This window comes from Palleronia rufa (assembly GCF_000743715.1).
Lineage (GTDB): Bacteria > Pseudomonadota > Alphaproteobacteria > Rhodobacterales > Rhodobacteraceae > Palleronia > Palleronia rufa.
The window spans coordinates 1-26,117 of sequence record NZ_JQEY01000022.1; the positions used below are offsets into that span (position 1 = coordinate 1).

At 67.3% G+C, this 26,117-nt stretch carries 26 protein-coding genes, 1 tRNA gene and 4 pseudogenes; 12 read left to right on the forward strand and 19 right to left on the reverse strand.

Annotation, left to right across the window (positions count from 1 at the left end; translation table 11 throughout):
• Both KW83_RS17520 and KW83_RS20760 read right to left on the reverse strand, forming a co-directional pair.
• The coding region (locus KW83_RS17520) for an IS5/IS1182 family transposase (protein ID WP_036181687.1) at positions 1 to 355 on the reverse strand (355 nt) is incomplete at its 3' end.
• 22 nt (positions 356 to 377) lie between these two features.
• Positions 378 to 1,276: pseudogene (locus KW83_RS20760) on the reverse strand (IS3 family transposase); the annotation flags it as partial.
• Positions 1,277 to 1,305: 29 nt separating this feature from the next.
• Here KW83_RS20760 and KW83_RS17535 point away from each other — a divergent pair.
• The 3 genes and pseudogenes from KW83_RS17535 (at position 1,306) to KW83_RS17545 (ending at position 3,333) form a co-directional block, all read left to right on the forward strand.
• Positions 1,306 to 1,875 carry an IS3 family transposase gene (locus tag KW83_RS17535; RefSeq protein WP_152563640.1) on the forward strand — a complete coding sequence of 190 codons (570 nt, stop codon included), beginning with the start codon at positions 1,306 to 1,308 and terminating at the stop codon, positions 1,873 to 1,875.
• A gap of 66 nt (positions 1,876 to 1,941) precedes the next feature.
• Positions 1,942 to 2,034 (forward strand): annotated as a pseudogene (locus tag KW83_RS20180) (integrase core domain-containing protein); the annotation flags it as partial.
• Positions 2,035 to 2,126: 92 nt separating this feature from the next.
• Positions 2,127 to 3,333 (forward strand): annotated as a pseudogene (locus tag KW83_RS17545) (IS3 family transposase).
• Positions 3,334 to 3,482: 149 nt separating this feature from the next.
• On the opposite strand, the gene KW83_RS17550 reads toward KW83_RS17545, so the two are convergent.
• Positions 3,483 to 4,292 carry a LysR family transcriptional regulator gene (locus KW83_RS17550; protein ID WP_036181597.1) on the reverse strand — a complete coding sequence of 270 codons (810 nt, stop codon included), beginning with the start codon at positions 4,290 to 4,292 and terminating at the stop codon, positions 3,483 to 3,485.
• A 128-nt stretch (positions 4,293 to 4,420) separates the two neighbouring features.
• Between KW83_RS17550 and KW83_RS21605 the strand changes: the two genes are divergently transcribed.
• The 9 genes from KW83_RS21605 to KW83_RS21610 all read left to right on the forward strand — a co-directional run bounded on the left by KW83_RS21605 (position 4,421) and on the right by KW83_RS21610 (position 15,121).
• Positions 4,421 to 6,331 carry a glutaredoxin domain-containing protein gene (locus tag KW83_RS21605; protein ID WP_081904691.1) on the forward strand — a complete coding sequence of 637 codons (1,911 nt, stop codon included), beginning with the start codon at positions 4,421 to 4,423 and terminating at the stop codon, positions 6,329 to 6,331.
• Positions 6,328 to 7,386, forward strand: a complete 1,059-nt coding sequence (locus tag KW83_RS17560; protein ID WP_051928629.1) for a dihydrolipoyl dehydrogenase family protein — start codon at positions 6,328 to 6,330, stop codon at positions 7,384 to 7,386. The genes KW83_RS21605 and KW83_RS17560 overlap by 4 nt, the downstream gene beginning before the upstream one ends.
• 25 nt (positions 7,387 to 7,411) lie before the next feature.
• Positions 7,412 to 7,783: a DoxX family protein gene (locus KW83_RS17565; RefSeq protein ID WP_051928630.1), complete on the forward strand. Its 372-nt coding sequence runs from the start codon at positions 7,412 to 7,414 to the stop codon at positions 7,781 to 7,783.
• Positions 7,780 to 8,955 carry a patatin-like phospholipase family protein gene (locus tag KW83_RS17570; RefSeq protein ID WP_051928631.1) on the forward strand — a complete coding sequence of 392 codons (1,176 nt, stop codon included), beginning with the start codon at positions 7,780 to 7,782 and terminating at the stop codon, positions 8,953 to 8,955. Before KW83_RS17565 ends, KW83_RS17570 begins: the two co-directional genes overlap by 4 nt.
• Positions 8,956 to 9,075: 120 nt before the next feature.
• Positions 9,076 to 9,861, forward strand: coding sequence for a 3-hydroxybutyrate dehydrogenase (locus KW83_RS17575; protein ID WP_036181599.1), 786 nt, complete (start codon positions 9,076 to 9,078; stop codon positions 9,859 to 9,861).
• Positions 9,858 to 11,516 carry a mechanosensitive ion channel family protein gene (locus KW83_RS17580; protein WP_161785525.1) on the forward strand — a complete coding sequence of 553 codons (1,659 nt, stop codon included), beginning with the start codon at positions 9,858 to 9,860 and terminating at the stop codon, positions 11,514 to 11,516. The genes KW83_RS17575 and KW83_RS17580 overlap by 4 nt, the downstream gene beginning before the upstream one ends.
• Entirely contained in the window at positions 11,513 to 12,595 is a 1,083-nt protein-coding gene (locus tag KW83_RS17585; RefSeq protein WP_051928632.1) for a patatin-like phospholipase family protein, read from the forward strand. Before KW83_RS17580 ends, KW83_RS17585 begins: the two co-directional genes overlap by 4 nt.
• Before the next feature lie 142 nt (positions 12,596 to 12,737).
• Positions 12,738 to 13,928 (forward strand): ester cyclase, encoded by a 1,191-nt coding sequence (locus tag KW83_RS19400; RefSeq protein ID WP_051928633.1) that lies wholly within the window; start codon positions 12,738 to 12,740, stop codon positions 13,926 to 13,928.
• 536 nt (positions 13,929 to 14,464) lie between these two features.
• Positions 14,465 to 15,121, forward strand: coding sequence for an efflux RND transporter periplasmic adaptor subunit (locus tag KW83_RS21610; protein WP_235191462.1), 657 nt, complete (start codon positions 14,465 to 14,467; stop codon positions 15,119 to 15,121).
• Here the strand turns inward: KW83_RS21610 and KW83_RS22050 are convergent.
• The 16 genes and pseudogenes from KW83_RS22050 to sufB form a co-directional block, all read right to left on the reverse strand.
• Positions 15,054 to 15,644: pseudogene (locus KW83_RS22050) on the reverse strand (TniB family NTP-binding protein); the annotation flags it as partial. The gene KW83_RS21610 and the pseudogene KW83_RS22050 overlap by 68 nt on opposite strands.
• Positions 15,560 to 15,766, reverse strand: coding sequence for a hypothetical protein (locus tag KW83_RS22055; RefSeq protein WP_051928634.1), 207 nt, complete (start codon positions 15,764 to 15,766; stop codon positions 15,560 to 15,562). The gene KW83_RS22055 and the pseudogene KW83_RS22050, both read right to left, overlap by 85 nt.
• Before the next feature lie 4 nt (positions 15,767 to 15,770).
• Positions 15,771 to 15,941 (reverse strand): hypothetical protein, encoded by a 171-nt coding sequence (locus KW83_RS20770; protein WP_152563643.1) that lies wholly within the window; start codon positions 15,939 to 15,941, stop codon positions 15,771 to 15,773.
• A 33-nt stretch (positions 15,942 to 15,974) separates the two neighbouring features.
• Positions 15,975 to 16,094, reverse strand: coding sequence for a Mu transposase C-terminal domain-containing protein (locus tag KW83_RS20190; RefSeq protein WP_152563644.1), 120 nt, complete (start codon positions 16,092 to 16,094; stop codon positions 15,975 to 15,977).
• A 381-nt stretch (positions 16,095 to 16,475) separates the two neighbouring features.
• Positions 16,476 to 16,552 (reverse strand) — tRNA-Arg (locus KW83_RS17610).
• A gap of 201 nt (positions 16,553 to 16,753) precedes the next feature.
• Positions 16,754 to 17,974 carry a cysteine desulfurase gene (locus KW83_RS17615; RefSeq protein WP_036181618.1) on the reverse strand — a complete coding sequence of 407 codons (1,221 nt, stop codon included), beginning with the start codon at positions 17,972 to 17,974 and terminating at the stop codon, positions 16,754 to 16,756.
• Between the two features lie 11 nt (positions 17,975 to 17,985).
• A complete protein-coding gene (locus tag KW83_RS17620; RefSeq protein ID WP_036181621.1) occupies positions 17,986 to 18,582 on the reverse strand; it encodes a YIP1 family protein in 597 nt (198 codons plus the stop codon).
• Complete coding sequence (locus tag KW83_RS17625; RefSeq protein ID WP_036181624.1) at positions 18,579 to 19,061, reverse strand: YIP1 family protein; 483 nt, start codon at positions 19,059 to 19,061, stop codon at positions 18,579 to 18,581. Before KW83_RS17625 ends, KW83_RS17620 begins: the two co-directional genes overlap by 4 nt.
• A gap of 5 nt (positions 19,062 to 19,066) precedes the next feature.
• A complete protein-coding gene (locus KW83_RS17630; protein ID WP_036181627.1) occupies positions 19,067 to 20,362 on the reverse strand; it encodes a SufB/SufD family protein in 1,296 nt (431 codons plus the stop codon).
• Positions 20,362 to 21,117 (reverse strand): Fe-S cluster assembly ATPase SufC, encoded by a 756-nt coding sequence (gene sufC, locus KW83_RS17635; protein ID WP_036181630.1) that lies wholly within the window; start codon positions 21,115 to 21,117, stop codon positions 20,362 to 20,364. Before sufC ends, KW83_RS17630 begins: the two co-directional genes overlap by 1 nt.
• 45 nt (positions 21,118 to 21,162) lie before the next feature.
• Complete coding sequence (locus KW83_RS17640; RefSeq protein WP_051928635.1) at positions 21,163 to 22,053, reverse strand: FkbM family methyltransferase; 891 nt, start codon at positions 22,051 to 22,053, stop codon at positions 21,163 to 21,165.
• A gap of 2 nt (positions 22,054 to 22,055) precedes the next feature.
• Positions 22,056 to 22,376 carry a heavy metal-binding domain-containing protein gene (locus tag KW83_RS17645; protein WP_036181712.1) on the reverse strand — a complete coding sequence of 107 codons (321 nt, stop codon included), beginning with the start codon at positions 22,374 to 22,376 and terminating at the stop codon, positions 22,056 to 22,058.
• A gap of 78 nt (positions 22,377 to 22,454) precedes the next feature.
• Entirely contained in the window at positions 22,455 to 24,095 is a 1,641-nt protein-coding gene (locus KW83_RS20195; RefSeq protein ID WP_161785527.1) for a glycosyltransferase family 2 protein, read from the reverse strand.
• A 70-nt stretch (positions 24,096 to 24,165) separates the two neighbouring features.
• On the reverse strand, positions 24,166 to 24,369 hold the full coding sequence (locus tag KW83_RS17655; protein ID WP_036181634.1) for a hypothetical protein: 204 nt from the start codon (positions 24,367 to 24,369) through the stop codon (positions 24,166 to 24,168).
• On the reverse strand, positions 24,369 to 24,578 hold the full coding sequence (locus KW83_RS17660; protein WP_036181637.1) for a hypothetical protein: 210 nt from the start codon (positions 24,576 to 24,578) through the stop codon (positions 24,369 to 24,371). Before KW83_RS17660 ends, KW83_RS17655 begins: the two co-directional genes overlap by 1 nt.
• Positions 24,575 to 26,116, reverse strand: a complete 1,542-nt coding sequence (gene sufB, locus KW83_RS17665; RefSeq protein ID WP_036181650.1) for a Fe-S cluster assembly protein SufB — start codon at positions 26,114 to 26,116, stop codon at positions 24,575 to 24,577. Before sufB ends, KW83_RS17660 begins: the two co-directional genes overlap by 4 nt.
• Position 26,117: the final 1 nt, after the last annotated feature.

A 26,117-nucleotide genomic window follows, 5' to 3' on the forward strand; every position in this document is an offset into this window, starting at 1 on the left:
GGAGATGCACTGGGCCGTTGGAGCCACGATACGGGATGTTCACGGCCAGCGTTTTCTGGCGGCGCGATAGCGTGCTGAAGTCGGGCACCGCCCAGTTCAAACCGATCAGACGCAACAGGCTCTCGACGAACCCGGTCGTCTGGCGCAACGCCATGCCAAACAGAACCTTCATCGTCAGGCATGTCTGGATGGCGGTATCGCTGTAGGTTGGCTGTCGGCCGCGTTTGCCGGTCGGCGCAGCATCCCAGATCATCTCTGGGTCAAACCAGATCGTCAGCGAGCCACGGCGCTTGAGCGCTTCATTATAGGCCGGCCAGTTCCTGGTCGTGTAGGTTGGCGGTGTGGGTCTGCTCATGTCGTCCAGCTACCACGCTGGACTCACGACATGAATCCCTCACCGGGTTTGTGCAACAGAGCCACCCGCGATCCGTATGATGGATGCAGCCTTTGGGCGGCGCCCGAAAAGCTATGGCCATGTTCAACGCCCGGATCGCCAAGTCGCGTTTCATCCGGTTGCTCACGGCCCAGCCGATCACACGCCGTGAATGCAGATCGAGGATTACGGCCAGATACAACCAGCCTTCGCGGGTCCAGACATAGCTAATGTCACCGGCCCACTTCTGGTTGGGCGCATCAGTGTTGAAGTCTCGATCCAGCAGGTTCGGCGCGATATTGAACTTGTGATCGCTATCGGTCGTCACCTTGTGTTTGCGGGTTCTGACGACAGATATGCCGTTCTGGCGCATCAAACGGCCCACACGGCGATGACCGACGTCCAGGCCGATCTCCTTCAACTCTTCGGTCATTCGCGGCCTGCCGTAGCTACCAAGGCTCAGGCGGGACTGTTCTTTGATGTGTGCAAGCGTGACCATATCAGATCGTTGTCTGCGACTGGCAGGGCGGCTACGGAAGGCCCGCAAGCCACGTGTGCTGACGCCAACGACACTGCATAAACGGTTGGCTGGGAAATGGTTCCTGTGTTCCTCGACAAACCTAAATCTCATTGCTTTAGGCCCGCGAAGAACTGGGTGGCCTTTTTTAGGATTTCCCTCTCCTCCCTGAGAAGCCGGATCTCACGTCGAAGCCGCTCATTCTCTTTGGCGAGGTCCAAATCCTCTTGTGAAACCACGTTCGTGTCTCGATGCGCTGTGATCCATTTGTTCAGCGTCGACATTCCAACGCCCAGATCATCAGCCACCTGCTTGCGCGTCAGCCCGCTGGTCAGCGCAATACGCACCGCATCCTGGCGGAATTCGTCCGTCCGTTTCAATCCCATAGTTCGTCTCCTTTGTTGCAGTAAATGCTATCAAAGGAGCGGCATCAAACCGCGACAGGTCCAACCCGGTTCATCCCTATCTGCTGAGGAAGATGCAGATCGACCGACCCAACCAGGTCTGGTGTGCCGACATCACGTTCATTCCTGTGAAGCGCGGCTTCCCCTACCTCGTGGCGATCATGGACTGGGCAACGCGTAAGGTGCTGAGCTGGCGACTGTCGAACACGATGCACGCCGACTTCTGTGTCGAAGCGTTGGAAGACGCCATCGCGCGGTTCGGCACCCCCGAGATCATGAACACCGACCAGGGCAGCCAGTTCACCGGATCGGCCTGGATCACGACCCTGACCGAGGCCGGGGTCCGCATCTCCATGGACGGTCGAGGACGCTGTATGGACAACATCTTCATCGAACGGCTCTGGCGATCGTTGAAGCAGGAAGCGATCTACCTGACCGAGATCACCGACGGCTTCCACGCCCGCCGTATGATCCGCGACTGGATCGGGTTCTACAATGATAAACGCCCGCATACCGCCCTTGAACGGCGAACGCCAAGGGAGGCATATTGGAAAGGTCGAGATCAAAAAATGGCGGCATGAAACCGAACCAGGATACACCTTAGCTCAGCCGCTGCACTGTCCGGAAAACTGGGACCACTTCACTAGATCGCGCCCGGAAAGCCCATGCAGAACGGCTTCGTCGAGAGCTTCGATGGACGCCTCCGCGACGAGTGCCTCGACGAACACCTGTTCGCAAACCGTCGTCCATTGGGCTCGTGAACTGGCCCCCGTTTCGACCGGACACTCGGGCATAGCCATGGAGGCTTAGGGAAAGCCCTTAGCACGTGCTTATGTCTGACTTTGAGATCATCACCGATGTCGGCCGCAGGCGGCGCCGGTCGTCTTCCGAGAAGCTGCGGATCGTCGAGGAGACGCTGGACGAGACCGCCAGTATCTCAGTCGTGGCGCGCCGCAATGGCGTGGCGCCGGACCTGCTGTATCGTTGGCGGCGTTTGATGCTGGAAGGGGGAGCTGTGGCCGTATCCGGGGACGATGACGTCACGAGCAATCGCGCCGTCCGCCAGATGGAGGATCGCATCCGCGAACTGGAGCGCCAGCTCGGCGCAAGACGCTAAAAGTCGAGATCCTCAAGGAGGCGCTGGATGAATCGCGCTCAAAAAAACTGACGTGGCTTGCGCAGTCGCAGCCGAAGGACGGTTCCCGATGAGCGCCCTGGCCGCAACCCTGGGCGTCTCCCGGTCGAACCTGCATGAGCGTCTGACAGGAAGCGCAAAGCCGCGTCGGCGCTATCACAAAGCGCAAGATGCGGCGGTGGTGCCGCTGATCACCGCGCTGGTGGCGGCAAGGCCGACCTACGGATATCGCCGCATCACGGCCATTTTGAACCGGCAGTTGCGCGCTACAGGCGCAGAACCCGTCAACCACAAGCGCGTTTACCGCATTATGCAGGCCCAGAATCTGCTTTCGGCGCGGCCCTACACCGAGCGGCCTGACCGCACCCACAACGGCAAGGTCGTGACCTTGCGCTCGAACCTCAGATGGTGCTCGGACGGGTTTGAGTTCACTTGTTGGAATGATGACATCGTCCGCGGTGCGTTCATCATCGACGCCCACGATCGCGAGATCACCTCTTGGTGCGCCGTCGCGAACATGGGCATCAGCGGGTCGGACGTGCGCGACATGATGCTGGCGGCGGTGGAGGCGCGGTTCGGCGGCCATCGCGCACCGCACTCCGTCGAGATGCTCAGCGATAATGGATCGCCCTATATCGCCAAAGACACCCGCATCTTTGCCCGGCAGCTCGGCCTGAAACCCTGCTTCACCCCGGTGAAGAGTCCGCAAAGCAACGGAATATCAGAGGCCTTAGTCAACACGCTGAAGCGGGACTACGTGAACGTTACGCCGCTGCCAAACGCCACCACCGTCCTCGGATTGATCGCCGGGTGGTTCGAGGAATACAATGAAAATCACCCGCACTCGGGGCTGAAGATGCGCTCACCACGCGAGTTCATCGCAGCCCAAACCGCAACCGCCTGAGTGTCCGGTAAAACGGGGGCAAGATCAGAGTCCGATGCGCCCCTGGAGATACGGAAGAGAATAGGGATGTGTTCGATCCCGGATAGCGCCGGTTCGGGAACGCGCCGTTCCGCGAACGGAATGGCGCTGCCACTGGAGCCCGCGCGGGGTCAGGCCATCGCGCAGGCTGCCTCGCTCAACAGATCGATGAAGACGCGCACCGCCGGGACGCTGGCCCGGCGCGGGGGGAAGGCGGCGAAAATCTCGACCCGCGGCCCCTCGAAGCCCGGCAGGGCGCGCGCGAAGTCGCCCGCCTCGACGCGCGGCTCGCCGTAGAGCGACGGCAGGAAGGCGGCGCCGTGGCCCGCCCGCAGGATACCGAGCGCCACGGTCGGATCGCCGACGGTCGCCATCGGCGTCCCGTGCAGGCGCAGCGTCCTGCCGGTCGCATCGTGCAGCACCCAGTCGCGGGCGAGACCCGGCACGTCGATCACGACACGGCCCTCAGCCTCGACGGCCTGCGGATCGTCGAGGTCGATCTCGCTCGCTCGGAGCGCGGAAACGTAGAGCCGGAGCGGCGCATCGACGATCCGCCGGGCGATGAGCGACGGCGCGTCGGGGCGGCCGAGCCGCAGCACCACGTCGAGATCCTCGGCCAGCGGGTCCGGCCCCATGCCGGTCACGGTGACATGCGGGCGGACCTCCGGGTAGCGACGGTGTAGCTCCGCCAGGACCGGGCCGAGCGCCCGGCTCGCGGCCTCGGCCGCCTCGATCAGCGCCGCGCCGGCCTGGGTCAGCTTCAGCCCGGTGCCGACCCGGTCGAAGAGCGGTGCCTCGGCCACCGCCTCGAGCCGCGACAGCGCGCGGGAGAACGTCGCCTTGGACGTGCCCGTCCTGCGCGCGGCCGCGCTGATGCTGCCCGCCGAGCGGACGAGATCGAAGAGATGCAAGTCGTCGAGCCCGGGCTTGGCGGCGGTCATCGGCCGATCCTCGCGTTGCGTCGCGCCGTTCCCCGATCGGAACGGCGGGTTCCAGTCTGGCGACTTCTTGCGCGCTCGCAAGTCCGTAGATTGGGCGCGAGCGACAGGAAAACCCGAAAGGACATGCCATGCCGGCGCCGATCACCGCCTTCACCAAACCCGACTGCCCCTATTGCGCGCGCGCCAAGCGAGCGCTCGATGCCGAAGGGCTGCTTTACGAGCAGATCGACGTGACCGCGAGCGATCGCAACGCCGATGCCAGCGTCTACCTTTCCGGGATTGCGACCGTGCCGCAGGTGTTTCTGGGCGATCTCCACGTGAACGGCTCGACCGACGTGGTCGCGCTGCAAGAGGCTGGTCGCCTCGCGCCCCTGGCGCGGGCCCAGCACGGGCGGCTGCCGCTGGACGAGTTGTCGGATGCGGAGCTGGCGTCCGGCGCCGAAGATGTGCCGCTCCGCGACCTCATCCCCGAGAGCGACGGCAGCCGCACGGACGATCCCGAAGCCTGGCCGATCCTGCGCTTCTACAAGGAGTTCTTCGGCTTCTGGCCCAATTGCTTTTACTACCAGCACCACTGGCCCGAGGCCTACAAGCTCTTCGTCTATTGCCACAATGCGGGCGCCATCGGGCTCGGCAAGGACCAGCTCGGCGCGCCGGTGATGATGGCCGCCGCATTCTCCACCTCCAACGCCCATGGCTGCAATTACTGCATGGTCCATTCCAGGGCCACGGGCGGCGAGATGTCGCTCGGCATGGGCGAGATGGTCGAGGCCGCCCGCAAGGGCGACGCCCCCGAGAAGAGCCCCATCGGGCCGTTCGAGCTGGCACTGGTCGACCTCGCGGCAGATGCGACGACGAACGGCGTGTCCGGCGAGGCGCTGGGGTGTCTCAGCGACCTGCGCCCGCAGGCCCGGGTGACGCGCGAGGACGTGGAGGCCAACATCATGGGCACGGCCATGATTGCCTCGGCCTTCGGCTTCCTTAACGTCTTCAACGATCTCTCCGGCGTGAAGGTCGAGGCGGAATGGGCGGCCGAGGCCAGCGAAAAGGCCGGCGTCCAAGCTGGACGGCACGGCGTCAGCGAGGACCGCGCATCGACCAATCTCGACTACGACCTGCCGCAGGGCGGCCCGAGCATGGAGGAGATGATGGCGAAATACGACGCCATCGTCGCCGAGGCCGGCGGCGTCGAGCCCTATGCGCAGACCGAGATCGGGATCTTCCCCGACTGGATGCAGCTCTGGCCTGAGCCGCTGCGCGCCCGGCACGCGCATTTCTACGCCGAGGTGATGCAGGACCGCGACCACTCGCCGATTCCCTCGGAGCTGAAGCACCTGATGGCGCAGGTCTCGGCTACCGCGCGCGGCCACGACTATCTCGCCGCCATCGAGGGCTATCTGGCCTGGATCGCCGGAGGGCGGCATGGACAGGCCGCCGAGAGGGTTCGCCACGCATGGAATGCTGCGCGTGATCCAGACGTGGATGTCCCCTTCACGGATGCGGAGCGCGCCGCACTGAAGTTCGCCTGGCTCTCCGCGCAGACGCCGCTGACGACACCGCGCAGATACGTTCAGCCCGTCTCCCGCGCCTTCACCCAGGTCGAGCTGGTCCACCTGATGACCGTCTGCGGCATGGCGAGCCTGACGCAACGCTTCTGCGCCATCGTGAAGCCGGAGATCGAGGCGCCGGTGCACCGGTTCCACGAGGAGAACGGCCTCGCGCTCGATACGCTCGACCGCCGCTACCCGGTGCCGGGTGCCGGGTGTCGACACGAGACGCGGCGAGGCCTGTCGGCGCACGACCGCAAGGCGACTCCGGATTGCCCCCACTCCCCTCCCGGATTCGCCGCCTTTCCGGACCACGCGCGCGAGGCCGCGCCGAACCCTGCCGAGGCTCCCAATGACCGACACCATTGTCTAAAGACAGATACGACATCGCCATCATCGGCGCAGGGCTGGGCGAGGTCGGCCGCCTGTCGGACCTGCATCGCGACCGTCTCGGGTCCCTGGGCGTCGATCTCGTCGCCGAACGGGCGATGATCGAGTTGCCGGGCGTCGTCCGAACCGACAGCGGCCGGCGCGTCGAGGCCGCCGACATCATGATCGCCACCGGGGCCGCGCCGCTCGTCCCGAACCTGCCCGGCGCCGCAGGGGCGCTGCTGTCAGACGACATCTTTCACCTGGCCTCGTTGCCCGAAAGCCTGGCGATCGTCGGCGGCGGCTATATCGCGACCGAGTTCGCCTGCCTGTTGCACCGGTTCGGCGTTGCCGTGACGATGTTCGAAGTCGGCGATCGTCTGATCGCCGGGTTCGATCACGATGTCGCCGACCGGCTCGAACGCGCGCTGCGCGCGCAGGGCATCGATATCCGGCTGGGCACGCGGATCGACGCGATCGACACGACCCGGTCCCGCGCAACGCTGACGCTGGACGATGGGACGACGACCCGGTTCGACGACGTGATGCTGGCCGTGGGCCGGAGGCCCGCCACGTCGGGCCTGGGCCTCGCCGAGCTGGGCGTTGCGCAAGGCGCGGACGGCGCGGTCGAGGTCGAGGTCGATGCCTGGGGCGAGGCGTCGATCCCGGGCATCCACGCCATCGGCGACGCCGCTGGCGCGATGATGCTGACGCCCGTGGCCGTGCGGGACGGACGGCGCTGCATCGACGCGATCCGGGGGCATCGGCCTGACCAACCCGAGGACATCGTCCCGACGGCGACCTTTACGACGCCGGAATGCGGATCGGTGGGGCTGACCGAAGCCGAGGCATCCGCCGCGGGGATAGCGTTCGAGGTTCGCAGCAAGGCGTTCTCCATGCTCACAGCCGTCCTGTCGAACGACCCCCAGGACGTCTTCATGAAGGCTATCGTCGCCCGGAAAGACGGTCGCCTCCTCGGCATACACTTCTTCGGTCCCCATGCCGGCGAGGCCGCTCAGATGGGCGCCGTCGCGCTCTCGGCGGGCCTCACCGAGGCCGAGCTCGGCCGCACGATGTCGCTGCATCCCAGCACCTCGGAAGAGGTGATCGGTCTCGGCGACCCGGACATGCCGATCCACGGGCCCGCGGAGACGGCCGAGGCGCTCGCCGCCGAATGAGCCACCAGACGGAAAGGACACCTCCATGACCTACGCTCAACCGCAGACCAGGCGCCCGACATGGGTACGCCTCGGCCTCGGACTGATCCGCTACGCGCTCGCCGGGATCTTCACCCTCTCCGGCGCTGCCAAGCTGATCCACGCCCCGCTGATGCTGTTGATCTTCTTGAACATGGGGACGGGCTACGGCTTCGCCTACCTCGTGGGTGGCCTCGAGATCCTCGGCGCGGCGATGCTGCTCTTTCCCGCGACGCTGGTGCCGGGCGCATGGCTCCTCGTCCTCGTCGCCGCGGGCGCGATCTGGACGCATCTCGCCCTCATCGGCGGCCCGGTCCTGCCGGCCGCGATCCTCCTGGCCCTCCTGGCCGCGATCATCTGGGAACGGAGTACGTCATGAAGGATTCGGTTCAGAGACCGCATGGCCGCCACCGGGTGCTCGTCCTGCAGGGCGGCGACGCGCTCGGCTCCTACCAGGCGGGCGTGTTCGAGACGTTGCATTCGGAGGGCTATGCGCCCGATTGGGTGGCCGGCACGTCTATCGGCGCCATCAACGCCGCGATCATCGCCGGGAACGCGCCCGAGGACCGGGTGCCGCACCTGCAGGCGTTCTGGACGGCGATCTCCGCCAATGTCAGGGCGCTGCCCTCTGGCGGGGACCATCCGCAAATTCGCGCGGCCTACAATTCGGCAAGCGCCGCGACGGCGCTCGTGTTCGGGGCGCCCGGCATGTTCCGGCCGCGGATCGTGCCGAGCTGGGCCTTTCCCGGTCCGCCGGACCGGCTAAGCTACTACGACACCGAACCGCTCCGCGCCTCGCTTCTGGAGCTTGTCGACTTCGACCGGATCAATGCCGGAGAGACGCGGCTGAACCTCGGCGCGGTCAACGTGGCCACCGGAAACTTTCGCTACTTCGACAGCGAGACCGACACGATCGGGCCCGAACATGTCATGGCCTCGGGCGCCCTTCCGCCAGGCTTCCCGGCGGTCGAGATCGACGGCGAGTTCTACTGGGACGGCGGGCTGGTCTCCAACACGCCGCTCGAGCACGTGTTGGCCGAAGACCAGACGAACGACCTCATGATCTTCCAGGTCGATCTCTTCAGCGCCATCGGAGCAATGCCGCGCAGCATGCGCGCCGTCGAGGAGCGCAAGAAGGACATCCGCTATTCCAGCCGGACGCGGCTCAACACCGATCGCGGCCTCGAGAAGCATCGCGCCAAGGCCCTGGTCCGGCGCCCGCTGGACAAGCTGCCGCCAGAGCTCGTCGATGATCCGGATGTCGAGGCCCTGCGAGAGAAGAGTACCCAGCACAGCGTCACCATCGTCCAGCTCATCCATCGCGGGGTGATCCGCGAAGGGCAGTTCAAGGATTACGAGTTCTCGCGCCTGACGATGACCGAACACTGGGCGGCGGGCGAGGCGGATGCGCAGCGCACCCTTGCGCAGAAGGAGCGCTTCCTGAACGCCGCCGCGCCCGGCGAGATGCGGACCTTCGACGTCTCGCGCCCGGCGCCGCTTCAGCGGACGACCGATCCCGAGGCGCTCGATGTTCGGGAGGACGCGGAATGAGCTGCACGGAGATTCTCGCCAAGCCGCCTGCAAAACCGCCCATGCGACGATCAACTGTAAAGTGCGCAATCAATCCCGGTCCCGTCCCGCGCGACGGGTCCACCGTCAGAGGAGGATGCCATGACTCTCGAAGGAAAGACCGCGCTGGTCACCGGATCTACCAGCGGGATCGGCCTCGAGATCGCCGGACGAATGGCCGGCTTGGGAGCGTCAATCGTGCTCAACGGGTTCGGCGACAGCGGACAGATCGAGTGCGAGCGCCAGCTCCTTCAGGAGGAGCACGGGATCGCGGCCATGTATTCGCCGGCCGACATGAGCGATCCGGACCAGATCGCCCAGATGGTCGGCGCAGCGCTGGACCGGTTCGGGGCGATCGACATCCTGGTCAACAATGCCGGCATCCAGCATGTGGAAGATATCGAGACGTTCCCTCCGGAGGCCTGGGACCGGATCATGGCGATCAACCTGACGGCGGCGTTCCACACAATCTGTCACGTCCTGCCCGGCATGCGCGAGGCTGACTGGGGGCGGATCGTCAACGTCGCATCGGCCCATTCGCTCGTCGCCTCGCCGGGCAAGTCCGCCTACGTCGCCGCCAAGCACGGACTGTCCGGTCTGTCGAAGACCGTGGCGCTGGAGACGGCCGAGGACGGCATCACCTGTTACTGCATCTCGCCGGGCTATGTCCGCACGCCGCTCGTGGAGAAACAGATCCCCGAGACCGCGAAGGCACGCGGGATGACCGAGGATCAGGTCACGCGCGACGTCATCCTGGCGGCGCAGCCGACGAAGCAGTTCGTGACCGCCGAACAGGTCGCCGGAGCGGCGCTGTTCCTCAGGAGCCCTGACGCTGCCCAGATCACCGGTGCGAACCTGTCGGTCGATGGCGGATGGACCGCAGCATGATCCGGGCGCGACCGGACCCGACCCGCCAAGTTGTGCGGATCGCCCTCGGCTTTGTCCTGGCGCTCTCGACCTGGACGACAATCCCGGTCCTGGCATCCGCGCAGGTTCCCGGCCTGGGTGGCGTGGAGGCGGTCTCGGAAGACACTGCGACGCCGCCCGATCCCCTGGGTCGCGAGACACCGCGGGGGTTGGTGACAGGCCTCGTCTCGGCGCTCGCGGATGGCGACGCGGAGAAGATCCGGCGGTTCGTCGAGACGGACGCGGCCGGGTCCGTCGAGGACGCGCGCGCCGCGCTCGACCGGGCCGGAGAGGTCAGTCCATCCGCCGATCTCAGCCTCGTTCCCGAAGGCCGGCTCGACGACGGCCTCGACGCAGCCGTCGAGCGGATCGGTATGTTGCGGACCGGAACGAAGACCATACCGCTTCTCGCGCATCGGGTCGATCGCGACGGCCGTCGGATCTGGCTTCTATCCGCCGAAAGCTTCGAGACCCTGTCCGACTGGACAGCTCCGGCCGGTGGACTGGCCAACGAGGCCCGAAGCTGGACCGCGGCGCTCCCGGCGGGGCCGACGATCCTCGGCGTGCCAGCCCGCGACTGGGCGCTGATGGGCGCGTTCGCGCTCGCGGGCTACGCCCTCGCCTTCGGTCTCTTCCGCCTGCGCGGGCTGGTCGGGCGCCGGATCGCGTCGGAGCGGGGACCGAACCGGATGTCGCATTTCATCGCGGCGTCCGAGCCACCGCTGCGGCTGGCGCTGGCCGCGGCGATCTTCGGCTTCGGCGTCGGCTATCTCGGCGTGTCCGTCGTGGCGCGCTATCAGCTCATCTCCCTCGTCCAGATCGTCTTCTGGTTCGCGGGGTTGTGGTTCGCCTGGCGGCTGATCGACGCGCTGGCGGAAATCACGCTCGAGCGGATGTCGAACCGCGGCGCGATCACGGCCTATTCGGTCGTCACGCTGGCCGCGCGGGTGGCGAAGGTGCTCTTCGCGGCGATCTTCTTCACCTTCGCATTGCGGGCCTTCGGAATCGACATTACCGCGGGGCTTGCCGCGCTCGGGATCGGCGGCCTGGCCTTCGCCTTTGGCGCGCAGAAGCTCGTGGAGAACCTGATCGGCTCGGTCACGCTGATCGCCGACCGCCCGGTCCGCGTCGGTGACTTCTGCCGCTTCGGCGAGACGCTCGGCACGGTCGAGGAGATCGGCATCCGGTCCACCAAAATCCGCACGCTGGGCCGCACCATCGTCACGGTGCCGAACGGCGAGTTCTCGTCGCTGCACCTGGAGAACTTCACGCGCCGCGACGTCTTCCACTTCCACCACACGATCGGCGTGCGCTACGAGACCAGCCCCGATCAGATGCGCGAGCTTCTCTGGCGGCTGCGTCAGATGCTGCTCGAGCGTCCCAGTGTCGATGCCGACCCGGCGCGGGTGCGGTTCATCAGCTTCGCGGCCTACTCGCTCGACGTCGAGATCTTCGCCTATATTCATGCCGAGGACTGGAACGGCTACCTGGAAATCCAGGAGGCGCCGATGCTCGACTGCATGGACATCGTCGAGATGTGCCGCACCGGCTTCGCCTTTCCGTCACAAACGGTCTATCTCGGACGCGACGGTGGTCGAACTTCGGTCATGGCCGGGGCGCGCGAGGCCGCCGAATGAAGCGGCGCGACCTTCTCTCCGGCCTCGGGGCCATGACCGCTCTCGGCGGCTGCGCATCGGCCGCACCGCCGGTGCTGCGGCGGGCAAGCGAGCCGTTGATTCCATCGCTCCGGATGCCGGCGGACGCGTCGTTCGAGACCTGGGCCCGGCACCTCCACCTGCCGACGATGCGCGGGCGGCCCGTTATCCTGGCGCTGTCGGGCGGGGGCGAGGACGGGGCCTTCGGCGCGGGGGTGCTTTCGGGATGGTCGGAGACGGGCCGGCGTCCGACCTTCGATCTGGTCACCGGCATCTCCACCGGCGCGCTGATGGCGCCCTTCGCCTTCCTCGGGCCGTCGCAGGATCTCGAACTGCGCCGCATCTACACGAGCTACGGCGAGGAGGACATCCTGCGCCGCCGCATCCCCGGCGGTCTCGTCTCCGACTCGCTCGCCTCGTCCGCGCCGATGCGGACGCTGATCGCGCGGCACCTGTCCGACCCGGTGATCGCCCGGGTGGCCGAGGAACACAGCAAGGGCCAGCGCCTATTCGTCGTCACCTCGAACCTCGACACGGGGCGCCCTTGGGTCTGGGACATGGGCGCGATCGCAGCCGCCGGGCGAAACGATCTCTTCCGCGGCGTGACGCTCGCCTCGGCCAGCATTCCGGGGCTCTTCCCGCCGGTGACGATCCGGATCGGCGACGTCGCCGAGACCCATGTGGATGGCGGCGTGAACATGCAGCTCCTGGCCGTGCCGGAGGCCGCCTTCGCCAATCTCGCCGCGACGACCGGGCGAGGCGGGCATCTCTACATCCTCGTCAACAACACGCTCGAGCCGCCGCCTACGCCGGTATCGCGGCGGGCGATCCCGATCATGCAGCAGACCTTCACCACGATGGTCCGCGCCCAGGCGGCCCAGGCGGTGGCCAGCGCCGGCCGCTACGCCGCCCGGACCGGCATGGACTTCTCCGTCGCCACGATCGGGCGCGATTTCGACACGCCGTGGGACCCGTCGAACCGCTTCGACCCGGCCTATATGCGCGCGCTCTTCGCCTATGGCCGGAAACGGGCCGCGACGGGGCAGGTCTGGTCGGGATAGCGTTCCGACAACGGAACGCGGCGTCTCCATCCTAGTCGTTTTCCGCAAGGCGCGCCCTCGGTAAACTTCAGGAAACGCGGGACCGAGCGATCCTGCATTGCCGTCCCGGCCTTCCATCGCTCGGTTCGATCAAGGAGGAGCTATGAGACATCCGTTTATCCATACCGCGCCGTCCCGGCTTGCCGCCGCGTTCGTCCTGCTCGGCGGGGCGGCATTCGCGCAGGAGACGCCGACGGCGCCCGAGGCGATGAATGTCGAGCAGATCTCCACCCATATGGGCGAGATGACCTATCCGATCGACAGCCCCGCGGATGTCGACGACAGCCTGATCTTCGAGCCGTTCCAGTCCATGGGCGACATGTTCGGCCGCGACGACGTGGTCTACCTCATGCGGCACGGCCCGACCGACTGGTCGAAGCTCGACGAATACGAGGTCGCGCCGACCGACTGCGCCAACCAGCGGATCATGAGTCCCGAGGGCCGCGCGAACATGCGCGATCTGGGCGCGCTGATGGCCGTGAACGACATCCTGCCATCGCAGATCGTGGTCAGCGAATGGTGCCGCAACCAGCAGACGGTCGCCGAGTTTCTGACCGGCATCGGACGGGTCGACGCCACGGCGCCCGAGACGATGCCCGTCGAGACGGATGGCAATCTGAACCTGCTCCTGTCGCTTCAGGGCGCGCCGGATGTGACCGACCTGCGGGCCCGCATTTCGAACTGGCAGGGCGACCCGGACCGCGACCGACCGTTGCTGTTGATCTCGCACTTCACCAATATCGAGGAGCTCACACAGTTCCGGGTCTTCGAAGGCGAGATCGTCGTCATCGATCCCAAGCGCGACAACCGTGTGCTGGGCTATCTCCGGCTGCGCTCGGCCGGGCCGGATGTGGGCCATTTCGCGGAAACGCTGGAATCCGAGCTGGTCGCGGACGACCGGGCGCTCGACATGGTCGGCCGCTACTACGACGCGCTCAATACCAACGACGCGGCGATGCTCGACCAGGTCCTGTCGGATCGCTGGGTGGTCCACGGCGTCGCCGAACGCCAGTCCGGGGGCGAGCGGGACACGTTTCTCGATTATGTCGCCGACCTGCGCAGTGCGCTCGACGGTGCCCGGTTCGACGTTCAGGACATCCATGTCGCGAGCGGTGTGGTGACCGTCATCGGCAAGGTCGAGGGCAGGCATACCGGCCCCCTGTTCGGCGTCGCGCCCACGGGACGCGACGTGTCCTTCGACGGGATCGCCGTCCACCGGATCGAGGACGGGCGAATCGTCGAGACCTGGCAGATGGCCGACCGCCTGGACCTGCTGCGCCAGATCGGCGGGTAGGACGCCGCCGCGCTTCGCACGGATGACGAAAGGAGAGCTCCGATGGTCGATCTGATCGTTTTCGCCACGGTGGGGATCGTCCTGCTCGCCAATCTGCGTGCGGGTTTCCCCGCGGCGCTCGGGTTGTCGGCCATTCTCGCGGCGGCGATCGGGATCGGCCTCTGGCAGGACGATCGGAGGGTCCTCATCGCCGCGCTGGGAGTCTGGGCCGCGATCGTGCTGCTTGCCACAGTCCTCTCGCGGCGTCTCGGACGCCCTGGCACAATATCGCGCGCAGCCGGTGCCGGGCTCGGACTGCTGCAGGGGGCAGTGGCGATCGTGATCGTAGCGGGTGGCGCGCAGACCCATGACATGATGGCGGCCAGCGCCCTGCCATCGGCCCGCGCCTATCCCGCCATCCACGCCGCCGGCCGCCGGATCGAGCACGATCTTCTGTCCTATCCGTCGCCCGCCGGGCCCGAGGAGGACGCGAGGGCGCCCGCGCGGCCGCCCCCCCCGTCGCCTGGGCCGAGGCGCGGCCCTGGGACGGCACCATCCTGCGGGTCCTCAACGGCACCGTCCGCGCCGCCGAACGCGCGCCGCTCGGCTTCGAGGTCGATGGCCAGGTCGAGAGCGTCGAGGTCGAGATCGGCGACCATTTCGCCCGAGGCGATGTTCTGGCGACGGTGAATGCGAGCACCCTTAGCATCCAGCTCGACGAACGGCATTCGGCGCTGATCGAAGCGGACGCCAATCTGACGGAGGCGCAACAGGAATTCGATCGGCAGACCGAACTCTACCAGCGTGGCGTCACCCCAGAAGCGCGGGTCGAGGACGCGGCGGCTAGGCTCGACAGCGCCCGATCGCGGTTCGCGGTCGCGAAGAGCGGCATCGAGCAGGCGCGCGACCGGCTGAAGGACGCGACACTGCTCGCCCCCTACGGCGGTCGTGTCGCCGCGCGCCTGATCGAACCGTCGCAACTGGTGCGCGCGGGCGAACCCGCCTTCGAGATCCAGGGCGACGGCGGCGGCTACGAGATCGAGGTGACGATCCCTGAGACGCTGATCTCCAAGGTCGAGATCGGGTCCAGGCGTCCTTCGTTCCGAGGGCGACGATCGGGATACGCAGATCGTTTCCGAGATACCGCAGCAGCCCCAGAAGCTCGCGTTGCCGCGAAGAGGAAACGCAAAGCACGTTGTGCAGCTCGTCGATGAGCAGCAAGCGGACCTCGCAGGCGCGCATCAGGTTGAGCGCGATCGCGCCGCGCCTGTCCGCCGTGTGCATCTGTCCGACCGGCGCACCCAGACTGTCCAGAAGGAGGGCGTGGAAACGGTTCGCGGTTGCGTCGGGCGGCATCTGCACCGACAGGACCGGAACGATCTGCCGGTCCCCCTCGGCCGACGTATAGCGGGCGTGCTGGCGCAGGAATTTCTCGGCGATCGTGGATTTGCCGTTGTTGCTGGGGCCGACCAGCAGCATGCTCTCGGGTCGCACGCGCCCCGCCTGGGTGGCGAGAAGCAGATCCATCCGATCGAGGGCGCTCACCGCACGGGTGTAACCGATCCAGCTATCGGACCGCAGACATGCCAGCCGGTCTTCCGGTGGCAGCTCCGCAATGCGGCGTGCGTCGAGGCGAAGGTGATCCATGCCAATTACCACTCCTCGATGTCGGTGAACGGGCGGGGCGGTGCCGTATCGGCGTCGGATGGCGGTCCGTTCCCGTCCGGCACGGTCCATTGCGCGGGTGCGAGTGCCGGCCGATCGACCTCCGGCCGCGACTTGCGGCGGTGGGCGCTTTTGGAAAGCCGCACCGCGTTGCGCTCGATCTCCTGCATCTCATCGAATGCGGCGAAGATCATGTCCTCATCGACATGGGCGGCATGACGGTCCCGCGCGCTTCAACGCCATCCGGTGTTCCCAGAGCGTGATCGCAGGGCGCGACAGGGTGCGATACGGCACTTCCAGCCACGACCCGTCGAAGGGATCGAGGACATAGACGCGCGACAGGTCGCGCGGATCGCGCCGGAGGATCATCTGCCCCTCGACCCTCGCATCGCGCGAGGCGATCTACGGCTTCAGGGCGTTCGAAAAATAGCGGATGTGATCGAGAGTGAAGCCGTCCCGTTGCAGCGTCCGGCGTACGACCGGCAGGAAGTCGATGAGGTAGCTGTCCATCAGGCGTGGCACGGCAATGCCCCCCGCCCCACCTGCCCAAGGCCACAAGCCCCTCTTCCAGCCGGGCAAGCGGTGTCGCGCCCTCCAGCCCCCGATGCCTCGACTGGTGGTAGTCCTTGCAGATCGCGACCGTCAGCCAGCGTTCCAGTTCCTCCAGCGTCAGGCAAGCGCGCCCCTCGCTGTCGTAGCGCCCGCGCTGCGCCGTGTTGGAAAACGTCGTGCCGGGCAACCCTCGGGATATCTACAAGAATGGGACCCATGCACTGGGGCAGACAGTCCTCAGATTGGCCTTCGCGGAGCCGCTGGCATACTGCCGGTATCAGGAGTATGGAACTACCAAAACTGCCTTTCCCTTCAAGGCGTTAGGGAATTTGACAGGCTTGAATGGAGAAATGGTGCACCCGGCAGGACTTGAACCTGCGACCTCTCGCTTCGGAGGCGAGCACTCTATCCAGCTGAGCTACGGGTGCCTATGGCGCGGATGGGTCCGGCGCGACCAGCGCGCCTTCAACCGTCGTGCCGATGCAGGCCGTTCTGTCCTGATCCAGTTTCCTCACGTCTCACAATCGTTCCGCGGCGACCGATGCCGGTTCGACGTGTCGCCCGGCGAAGGCCGTGCCACGACCTAACCGCTGATGCCCGCCGCGGCAACCGGTTTTCCGCCGCCCCCGTCAGGCGAAGAGATCGTGGCAGAGCTCCAGCGCGTCCACCAGCACGTCCACCTCGGCCCGTGTGTTATAGAGCCCGAAGGACGCGCGGCAGGTCGCCGTGACGCCCAGATGGTCCATGAGCGGCCCGGCGCAATGGTGGCCTGCGCGCACGGCCACGCCCTTCTTGTCGAGAACGGTCGAGATGTCGTGGGCATGGGCCGCGCCGTCGAGCATGAACGAGAAGATCGCCGCCTTGCCCGGCGCGTCGCCCTGCACGCTCAGCCAGTTGAGCCCGCCGAATCGGCCCCGCGCATAGTCGCGCAGGTCGGATTCGTGGGCGGCGATGTCCTCCATCCCCAGTCCCGTCATGTAGTCGAGCGCCGCGCCAAGGCCGATCTGGGCCACGATGCCGGGGGTGCCGGCCTCGAACTTCATCGGCGCGTCGTTGTAGGTGACGGTGTCGCGATGGACCTCGCGGATCATGTCGCCGCCGCCCATGAAGGGGCGCATCTCGGCCAGCCGCTCGGGGCGGACGTAGATCGCGCCTGAGCCGGACGGCCCGTAGAGCTTGTGCCCGGTGATGGCGTAGAAGTCGCAGCCGATCGCCTCGACATCCACCGGCATGTGGACCGCCGCCTGGCTGCCGTCCACCAGCACCGCCACGCCGCGCTCATGGGCGGCGCGGGTGATCGCGGCCACGTCCACCACCGTGCCGAGCACGTTCGACATGTGGGTGATCGCGACCAGCTTGGTGCGCGGCCCGATGGCGTCGATGACCGTCTGCGGGTCCAGCGACCCGTCCGCCGCGGGCGCGACCCATTTCAGCACCACGCCCTGGCGCTCGCGCAGGAAGTGCCAGGGCACGATGTTGGCGTGGTGCTCCATGACCGACAGCACGATCTCGTCGCCGGCCTCCATCCGCGGCGCGGCCCAGCCGTAGGAGACCATGTTGATCCCTTCGGTGGTGCCGGTGTTCATCACGATGGTGTCGGGGTCGGACGCGCCGAGGAAGGCGGCGATCTTGCCGCGCACGGCCTCGTAGTTCTCGGTCGAGATGGTCGACAGTGTGTGCAGGCCGCGGTGGACGTTGGAATACTCTTCCGCATAGGCGCGCCGGATCGTGTCGAGCACGACCTTCGGCTTCTGCGCGGACGCGCCGTTGTCGAGATAGACCAGCGGCTTGCCGTTCACCTCACGCGAAAGAATGGGGAAGTCCCGGCGGACCGTCTCCACGTCGTACATCGAAAGTCTCCTCAGCGGGGAACGGCGACCCCGGTCAGGGTCAGAACGAAGGACAGAGCAAGGGCAACGCCCATCATCACGAAGAAGATCATCGCAAAGGTGCGACCCATCGACACGAAGCCATGCAGTTCGGCCACGAAGGCGGTGAGCAGATAGAGAAACAGCACGATCCCCAGGATCAGCACGATCCCCGCCGCTCCCGGCAGGACAAGGAGCAGCACCGACTGAATCAGCTGCAAGACGATCATGATGAATTGCAACCAGGTCACGGCCAGCAGTGCTGCGGCCAGATCCCCGGTGCCGCCCATGGCGCGGCCCACCCGGTCGATCAGCAGCGCAGAGGTGACCAGAACGACGAATTGCAGCGCCCCGAAGGCGAAGGGCGACAGGAACTGCGGGGCTTCGCCGTCCGCGCCGATGGTGGCGCGCAGGATCATGTTGCCCAGCTCCGCGAGGATCACGGAGACGACGACGACCAGGATCAGCGCCTCCCACAGCACCTGGCGCGGAATGCCGAGCGCCAGCAGGCGCGCGAAGGTCGGGCGCGGCGCGCGCACGCTGTCTGCGGCAAGGCCCAGAAGACCCTTCACGGAAACCAGATCGGTCATGCGCGCTCCACGGCATAGAGCCCGCCGGCCCAGAGACCCAGAAAGGCCAGAAGGGCCAGGATCCCCACGGCGTCGAGCGCCGGGCCGGGCCCGACGAATCCCGCGACCAGCCCCCAGAAGAGCCACAGGGGCGCCGCGGCCAGAAGCGCCCAGAACAGCGCCATGCGGGCCTCGGTATAGGTGGCGTGGCCGCCCACCGACCGGGCGACCAGATGGCTGACCCCGGCGATGCCGTAAAGCACCAGCGGTGCCACGAACAGCCACCCCAGCATCGCGCCTGCCAGCAGCATGTTCAGCTCCTGCCCGGTCAGCGCGGCCTCGCGGCTGAGGCGCGGCCACTGCGCGACGAAGATGAGAAAGCAGGCCAGCATCACCGTGACCAGCGCCCGAGCCTCCGCCCGTTCGGGCGGTCCCAGCCGGCGGCGCAGGATCTCTCCCGGACGCCGGTAGCTGGCCACGATGTCGTTCGCCAGGGCCATCCGCCTCAGCCCGCGTGCCGGTCGAGCCAGGTGGACAGGCGCTGGCGCAGACTCTCGGCGATGGCCTCGTCTCCGATCTCCTCCAGCGTCTCGGCCAGAAAGGCCAGCACCAGCAGATCCGTCGCGCGCCGCTCCGGCACGCCGCGGGCGCGCAGGTAGAACAGCATGTCCTCGTCGATGGCACCGGTGGTGGAGCCGTGCGAACAGGCCACGTCGTCGGCGTAGATCTCCAGCTCCGGCTTGGCCAGGAACTGGCTGTCGTCGTCCAGCAGGAGCGCCTGGCTGATCTGGTAGCCGTCGGTCTTCTGGGCGCCGCGCTTGACCAGGATCTTTCCCTGGAACACGCCCACGGCGCCGTTCTTCAGCACCTTCTTGAACACCTGGCGGCTTTCGCAATTCACCGCGTCATGGGTGATGAACACCGTGTCGTCATGGTGCATCGGCGCCTGGCGCCCGTCGCCGATGGCCGCACAGGCCACATGCGCCGTGGCGTCATTGCCGGTGAAGGCGACGACATGCTCGTTGCGGGTCAGCGCGCCGTTGAGGCTGAGGGTGAAGGACTTGAACACCGACGCCCCGCCCAGCCGCGCGAAGGCGTGGGTGTTGGTACGGCGGGCGTGGGCGCGGCCCTGGTCGCGGATGTGGTGGAAAGCCCCGTGAGACGCCACATCCACCTCCATGGCGGTATTGCAGCGCGCGCCGACCGTGCCGGTCTCCAGCAGCGTCAGGGACGCGCCCTCTTCGACCCGGATCACGTGATGCAGGATCGGGTCGGACGCCGCGTCCTCGTGCAGATAGACGATCTCGACCGGGCGGGAGACGGCGGCGGTGGCGCGGATCAGCACGCCGTCCGTGGCATGGGCCGTGTTCAGCGCCGCGAAGGGACGCGGCACCGGGGACTGGCCGTCCGCCTCCAGCGCGCCGTAGAGATCGGCGGCCCAGTGGATGTCGGTGCCGCCGGCCTCTGCCAGCCGCGCGATCTCAAGCCCCTCGCCGGTCAGCGCGTCGGATGCCTCCGCGTCGAAGGCCCCGTCGCGGAACACCAGCCGCAGGCGGTCCGTGCCGTCGTAGAGCGCCTCTGCCTCGGCGCTCTCTACCGGGGCCGCCGGGGCCGGTGCCGCGGCGTTCAGGTCCGCGGGCCGGGTAAAGCGCCAGTACTCGTCGCGCGGGGCGGGCAGGCCCATCCCCTGCAGGCGCGACAGGGCCGCATCGCGGGCCGCCCCCAGCCAGCCGCCGCCCGGGGGCCGCGTCAGCCCGTCCAGCCGCGACGCCGCCGGGCTAGCGGGTTTCGCCACGGCCATCACGCGCTCTCCTTCAGGATGTCGCCATAGCCGTTCTTCTCGACCTCCAGCGCCAGGTCCGGTCCGCCGGATTTCACGATCCGCCCCGCCGACATGATGTGCACCACGTCCGGCGCGATGTGGTCCAGCAGCCGCTGATAGTGGGTGATGACCAGGAACGCGCGGTCCGGGCTGCGCAGCGCGTTGACCCCCTGGGCCACCAGCTTCATCGCATCCACGTCGAGGCCCGAGTCGGTCTCGTCCAGGATGCACAGCTTCGGCTCCAGCATGGCCATCTGCAGGATCTCGTTGCGCTTCTTCTCGCCGCCGGAAAAGCCCACGTTGACCGGGCGCTTCAGCATCTCGGCATCAATCTGCAGGTCCTTGGCCCTGGCACGGACGACCTTCAGGAACTCGGCCGAGGACATCTCCTCCTCGCCGCGGGCCTTGCGCTGGGCGTTCACCGCCGTCCGCATGAAGGTCATGTTGCCCACGCCGGGGATCTCCACGGGATACTGGAACGCCAGAAACATGCCCGCCGCGGCGCGCGCCTCGGGATCCATGTCCAGAATGTCCTCGCCCAGCAGAGATGCAGAGCCGCCGGTGACCTCATAGCCGTCGCGTCCCGCCAGCACGTAGCTGAGCGTGGACTTGCCGGACCCGTTCGGCCCCATGATCGCATGGACCTTCCCGGCTTCGACCGTCAGGTCCACGCCTTTCAGGATCTGTTTGTCCTCTTCCTCAAGCTTGACCTGCAGATTCTTGATTTCCAGCATCTTCTTCCTTTCCAGCCCACCGGGCAACGTCATGGTCCGGCCGCGTCAGCGCGCCAGGTCGGGCAACCGGGCCACGTAGCCCCGGGCCGCCCCCGTGTCGATGGCGCCGCGCGCGATCAGCAGATCGAGACAGCGCACCGCCAGATCGAAGCTCTCCAACACCGCATCCGCCAGGATCGCAAGGTGTTTCAGCGTCTCGTCCGGCACGTCCTCGGGGTCCGTCAGGTCGCGGATGAACGCGGCGTCCCCGTCAATCAACTGGTTGCGATGGCGGCGTTTGTGAAGCCCCGTGTTCAGCCCGCCGCGCAACGACAGCCCCTTGAGATGCAGGAACTTGTGCATCATCAGCCCGTGCGACCTGAGCCTGCGCATCTGTTCGTCCATGAGCGGCTGGCCCTCGTAGAGCGGCACGAAGGCGACCTCCGTGACGACCGCCGCGACGCGGGACAGGTGCCCGGCGGCCCCATCGAACACGATTGCCTCTCCGCCCTGGACGTCGATCTTCAGCAGCTCGAACGCGTCCGGTTCCGCCAGCGCGTCCAGCGCCACGGTCTCCACCGCGACCTCGCGCTCCACGGTCATCGGTCGGGCGGCGCGTTTCAGATAGGCCGTGGTGCGCGGACGCGGGCGCAGCAGGGACGTCAGCGACGGCATCCGCGTGACATGGAGCGTCCGGGTCGTCCCGTCGCCCACCGCATGGGGCAGATAGGTCTCTCTCGGCCCCGCCTTCAGCCGCCCAAAGGCGCGGGGGTCGGGCTCGAACCCCCAGACCTCGCACCCGCCCATGTCGCGCAGGCGCGCGTAGGGGTTGTCGTTGATCGGGTTCGCGCCGACCTCGACCACGCGGGTCGGCCGCGCGGGGGCCACGCAATCGATCAGCGCCGCGATGCGGTCGCGCGCGGCATCTTCGCCATTGGGGGATCCGTCCCGGGCCACCCTCAGTCGATCGTCACCGCCGTGCCGGAGGCAGAGACCATGAGCATCCCGTTCTCCTTGCCGACGACCTCATAATCCAGATCCACCCCGACCACGGCATTCGCCCCGGCATCGCGGGCGCGGTCCTCCATCTCCCGCAGGGCGGTCTCGCGCGCCTCGTTCAGGCTCTTCTCATAGGCGCCGGACCGGCCGCCGATGATGTCCCGCACGCCGGCGAACATGTCGCGGAAGAGGTTGGCGCCCAGGATCGCCTCTCCGACGACGATGCCCTTGTAGGCGGTGATCCGCCGCCCCTCTATGCCCGGCGTGGTGGTGACGATCATCTCAGACTTGCTCCAGAAACTCATCCGGTCCTCCTGTTGCGATTGCTCGGCGCGCGCCGGTGTCCGGTCGCGGCTCCGTCAGTCCGGGTCCACGAAAGCCCGCGCCATGACGCCCAGCGCCTCCGGCGGGACCGCGCGGGGGCCAAGCTCGAACCGGGCCATGCGACCGACGGTTTCCACCGGGCGCGCGAAGTCCTCTACCAGGTGGTAGGCGGGCCGGTCCACGTAGTCGTCCCACAGGACGGTCACGGGGCGCGCCGTGCGGAACAGGGTGGCGAAGAAGCAGCCGACCCGGAACCGCCCGTCGATCAGCACCAGGTCCGGCCGGGCGGCATCCGGCAGATCCCAGACCTCCAGCGGATAGGCGGGCCAGGTGCCGGCCTTCGCCGTGTCGCGCGGACGGCCCCATTTGCCGGTCTCGCCGATATCGACCCAGTGGACCCGGACCGGCGCCCGGGGAAAGCGCGCGGCCAGCGTCGCGCGCAGCCGCCGCGCCCAGTCCCGGTCACTCTCGACCGCCACGACGGCGGAATGCGCCTGCCCGGCGGCCAGCACCGTCGACCCGCCGGAGCCGTATTCCAGGATCGCATCGGCGCGGGCGTAGCAGTCGGTGACGAAATCGGCGACGGTCGGATCGAAGGTCAGACCGGGCAGGAACAGCTCTTCGACGGTCCCTGCGGCCGCGGGCCGGTCCTGCCGCTGCGCCTCGGCCAGCCGGTCCTGCGTCCTCCGCGTCGTCTGCGCCACGCAGGCTGCGGTCTGCGGATCGGACAGGATGCGCGCGACCTCCCGTTCGAGCGCATCCGCGTGCCGCAGGATCGTCCGGTCGGTGGCCCCCCGGCAATCATGGGCCGCGAAGAACGCATCGTCATGGCGCACCGGCGGCGCGTCGCGACCGCCCTTGAGCCGGCCGTGGAACCCGCGGCCGCGCCGCTTCTTCAGCGCGAAGAGTTCCGGCGTCCGGACGGCGTAGTGGTTGATCTGCGCGCAGTCCCGTCCGAAATCCCGCAGGCCCACGCGACTGTTGCGGGCCCGCTCCTTGCCCTTCAGCCAGCCGGCGTCGGCCTTGTCGGCCAGCGTCGCGGTGCCGCCCGAGCCGGTCAGGAAGTCGGCGGCGGACAGTCCCGCGGCGGGATCGACCCGGGGCCTGTGGAACGCATGGGGCGACACGTCCAGCACGCCGGGGGCATAGCGGAACAGCGTCTTGATCTGCGGATCGGCCGGCGCGTCGGGGGACACGCTGTCGAATCCGGGGGTCAGGAACCGCGTCTGCAGCCCGGTCTGCCAGCCCGCGCCGAACACGCGCCAGGGGATCAGCATCCCGTGCCGCGCGCCGATCAGCGCCACCAGATCCGCCACGTGCCCCTGGCCCAGATGGATGTTGAGAAACTCGTCCGCGTCGAGCCACAGGAACCAGTCCCCGGCGCGGGGCGGGTCCGCGGCGGCCAGCGCCTGGGCCGCCGACATCTGCGCAGAGCGGCCCGCCGGCGGGGCGTGGCGAAGGTGCAGGTCGATGGCGCCGGACGACGCCATGGCGTCCAGCAGTTCCGCGGTCCCGTCGTCGCTGTCGTTGGAGGCGACGACGATCCGCTCGAACCCGATCGCGCGGTGATAGGCGACCCATTCCAGCAGGAACGGACCTTCGTTCTTCACCGCGGAAAAGAGCACGGTGCGCCCGGCGGCAGGCTCCACCGCGGCCTGCGGTGCCGGATCCGCCATCCCGGACGTCATCCGGCCCGGCGGCCGGCGCCGCATTGCCCCGCGCCGGTGCCCTGCACCGCCTCGACGCTCATTTGATCCTCCGGAACATCACGCGGCCCGCGGCCCAGCCGATCGCCGCAGACACCGCCAGCACGATCAATACCCGCGGAAGCGGCGCCTGGAGCCACCACGCAAGGCTGGCGATCAGCCCCAGCACGACCGCCACCCCGACGGTGAGCGAGCGGAAGAAGCGCGCCCGTGCCGGCGGGCGGATCGGGTCGAGCTCTCCCATCAGTTCGCCACGGCGCGCTCGACGCGAACGCAAGAGAACAGGTTCCCCGCCGTCCGCGGCTCGGTCCCGTACGCGCGGCTCGATCTGGCCCGCTCAGCCAGCGCGCCAAGTGGCATGCCACCCACAGCGTCGGCGGCGGCCACCCTCTTGCGGACCGGTGCCAGGCGGTCCGCCTCGGCAAGCCCTTCTGCCGCATCGTCGATGGTCATCCCACGGAGCCTTCCAGGCTGATCGCCACCAGTTGCTGCGCCTCCATGGCGAATTCCATCGGCAGCGCCTGCAGCACCTCCTTGCAGAACCCGTTGACGATCAGCGCCACGGCTTCTTCCTCATCCATGCCGCGGGACTGGCAATAGAACATCTGGTCATCGTCCACCTTGGATGTCGTCGCTTCGTGCTCGACCCGGGACGAGTTGTTCTTGACCTCGATATAGGGAACCGTATGCGCGCCGCACCGGTCGCCGATCAGAAGGCTGTCGCATTGCGTGTAGTTGCGCGCGTTCTTGGCCTTGGGATGCATGGACACCAGCCCGCGATAGGTGTTCTGCGCGTGGCCGGCGCTGATCCCCTTGGACACGATCCGGCTTCGGGTGTCTTTGCCCAGATGGATCATCTTGGTGCCCGTGTCGGCCTGCTGCCAGTTGTTGGTGATGGCGATCGAATAGAACTCGCCCTGGCTCTCGTCTCCGCGCAGGATGCAGGACGGGTATTTCCAGGTCAGTGCGGACCCCGTTTCCACCTGCGTCCAGCTCACCTTGGAGCGGTCGCCCCGGCAATCGGCCCGCTTGGTCACGAAGTTGTAGATCCCGCCCTTGCCGTTCTCGTCGCCCGGATACCAGTTCTGGACAGTGGAATACTTCACCTCGGCGTCGTCCAGCGCGACGATCTCGACCACCGCGGCATGCAGCTGGTTGGTGTCGCGCATGGGTGCGGTGCAGCCTTCCAGATAGGACACATAGGCGCCCTCGTCGGCGATGATCAGCGTGCGCTCGAACTGGCCGGTATTCTCGGCGTTGATGCGGAAATAGGTGCTCAGCTCCATCGGGCAGCGCACGCCCTTGGGCACGTAGACAAACGACCCGTCGGAAAAGACCGCGCTGTTCAGGGTGGCGAAATAGTTGTCCTGCACCGGCACGACGGATGCCAGGTACTTGCGCACCAGATCGGGATGCTCGCGGATCGCCTCCGAGATCGAGCAGAAGATGACGCCCGCCTTCTGAAGCTCCGCCTTGAAGGTCGTGCCCACGCTGACGCTGTCGAACACCGCGTCCACGGCCACCCGCCGCTCGCCCTCCTTGGCCTCCGCCGGCGCCGCGTCCGCGCCCTCGACGCCGGCCAGGACAAGCTGCTCCTTCAGCGGGATGCCCAGCTTGGCATAGGTCTCCAGAAGCTTGGGGTCCACCTCGTCCAGCGACTTCGGCTTTTCCAGCATCGAGGCCGGCTTGGCATAGTAATACTGCTCCTGGTAGTCCACCGGAGCGTATTTCAGCATCGACCAGTCCGGCTCCTTCATCTTCTGCCAGCGCGCGAAGGCCTCCAGCCGCCAGTCGAGCATCCACTCCGGCTCGTCGTTGCGCTCCGAGATCAGCCGCACGATGTCCTCGGTCAGCCCCTTGGGCGCGAAGTCCATCTCGATCTCGGTGTTCCAGCCGTGCTTGTAGGCGCCCGACAGCTTGGCCACGGCATCCACGGTCTCGCGGTCCACGCCTTCCTTGGCGGTCTCTTCGATGACGATCTGATCGGTCATG

Coding starts and splice junctions, on each gene's coding strand:
- KW83_RS19400 (WP_051928633.1), top strand. CDS start 12,738: ATGAGACATCCGTTTATCCATACCGCGCCGTCCCGGCTTGCCGCCGCG.
- KW83_RS17560 (WP_051928629.1), top strand. CDS start 6,328: ATGATCGAGTTGCCGGGCGTCGTCCGAACCGACAGCGGCCGGCGCGTC.
- KW83_RS17620 (WP_036181621.1), bottom strand. CDS start 18,582: ATGACCGATCTGGTTTCCGTGAAGGGTCTTCTGGGCCTTGCCGCAGAC.
- KW83_RS17580 (WP_161785525.1), top strand. CDS start 9,858: ATGATCCGGGCGCGACCGGACCCGACCCGCCAAGTTGTGCGGATCGCC.
- KW83_RS17615 (WP_036181618.1), bottom strand. CDS start 17,974: ATGTACGACGTGGAGACGGTCCGCCGGGACTTCCCCATTCTTTCGCGT.
- sufB (WP_036181650.1), bottom strand. CDS start 26,116: ATGACCGATCAGATCGTCATCGAAGAGACCGCCAAGGAAGGCGTGGAC.
- KW83_RS17645 (WP_036181712.1), bottom strand. CDS start 22,376: ATGATCGTCACCACCACGCCGGGCATAGAGGGGCGGCGGATCACCGCC.
- KW83_RS17570 (WP_051928631.1), top strand. CDS start 7,780: ATGAAGGATTCGGTTCAGAGACCGCATGGCCGCCACCGGGTGCTCGTC.
- KW83_RS17550 (WP_036181597.1), bottom strand. CDS start 4,292: ATGACCGCCGCCAAGCCCGGGCTCGACGACTTGCATCTCTTCGATCTC.
- KW83_RS17585 (WP_051928632.1), top strand. CDS start 11,513: ATGAAGCGGCGCGACCTTCTCTCCGGCCTCGGGGCCATGACCGCTCTC.
- KW83_RS17575 (WP_036181599.1), top strand. CDS start 9,076: ATGACTCTCGAAGGAAAGACCGCGCTGGTCACCGGATCTACCAGCGGG.
- KW83_RS17660 (WP_036181637.1), bottom strand. CDS start 24,578: ATGACCATCGACGATGCGGCAGAAGGGCTTGCCGAGGCGGACCGCCTG.
- KW83_RS20195 (WP_161785527.1), bottom strand. CDS start 24,095: ATGGCGGATCCGGCACCGCAGGCCGCGGTGGAGCCTGCCGCCGGGCGC.
- KW83_RS17565 (WP_051928630.1), top strand. CDS start 7,412: ATGACCTACGCTCAACCGCAGACCAGGCGCCCGACATGGGTACGCCTC.
- KW83_RS17630 (WP_036181627.1), bottom strand. CDS start 20,362: ATGGCCGTGGCGAAACCCGCTAGCCCGGCGGCGTCGCGGCTGGACGGG.
- KW83_RS21605 (WP_081904691.1), top strand. CDS start 4,421: ATGCCGGCGCCGATCACCGCCTTCACCAAACCCGACTGCCCCTATTGC.
- KW83_RS22055 (WP_051928634.1), bottom strand. CDS start 15,766: ATGATCTTCGCCGCATTCGATGAGATGCAGGAGATCGAGCGCAACGCG.
- KW83_RS17655 (WP_036181634.1), bottom strand. CDS start 24,369: ATGGGAGAGCTCGACCCGATCCGCCCGCCGGCACGGGCGCGCTTCTTC.
- sufC (WP_036181630.1), bottom strand. CDS start 21,117: ATGCTGGAAATCAAGAATCTGCAGGTCAAGCTTGAGGAAGAGGACAAA.
- KW83_RS17625 (WP_036181624.1), bottom strand. CDS start 19,061: ATGGCCCTGGCGAACGACATCGTGGCCAGCTACCGGCGTCCGGGAGAG.
- KW83_RS20770 (WP_152563643.1), bottom strand. CDS start 15,941: ATGATCCTCCGGCGCGATCCGCGCGACCTGTCGCGCGTCTATGTCCTC.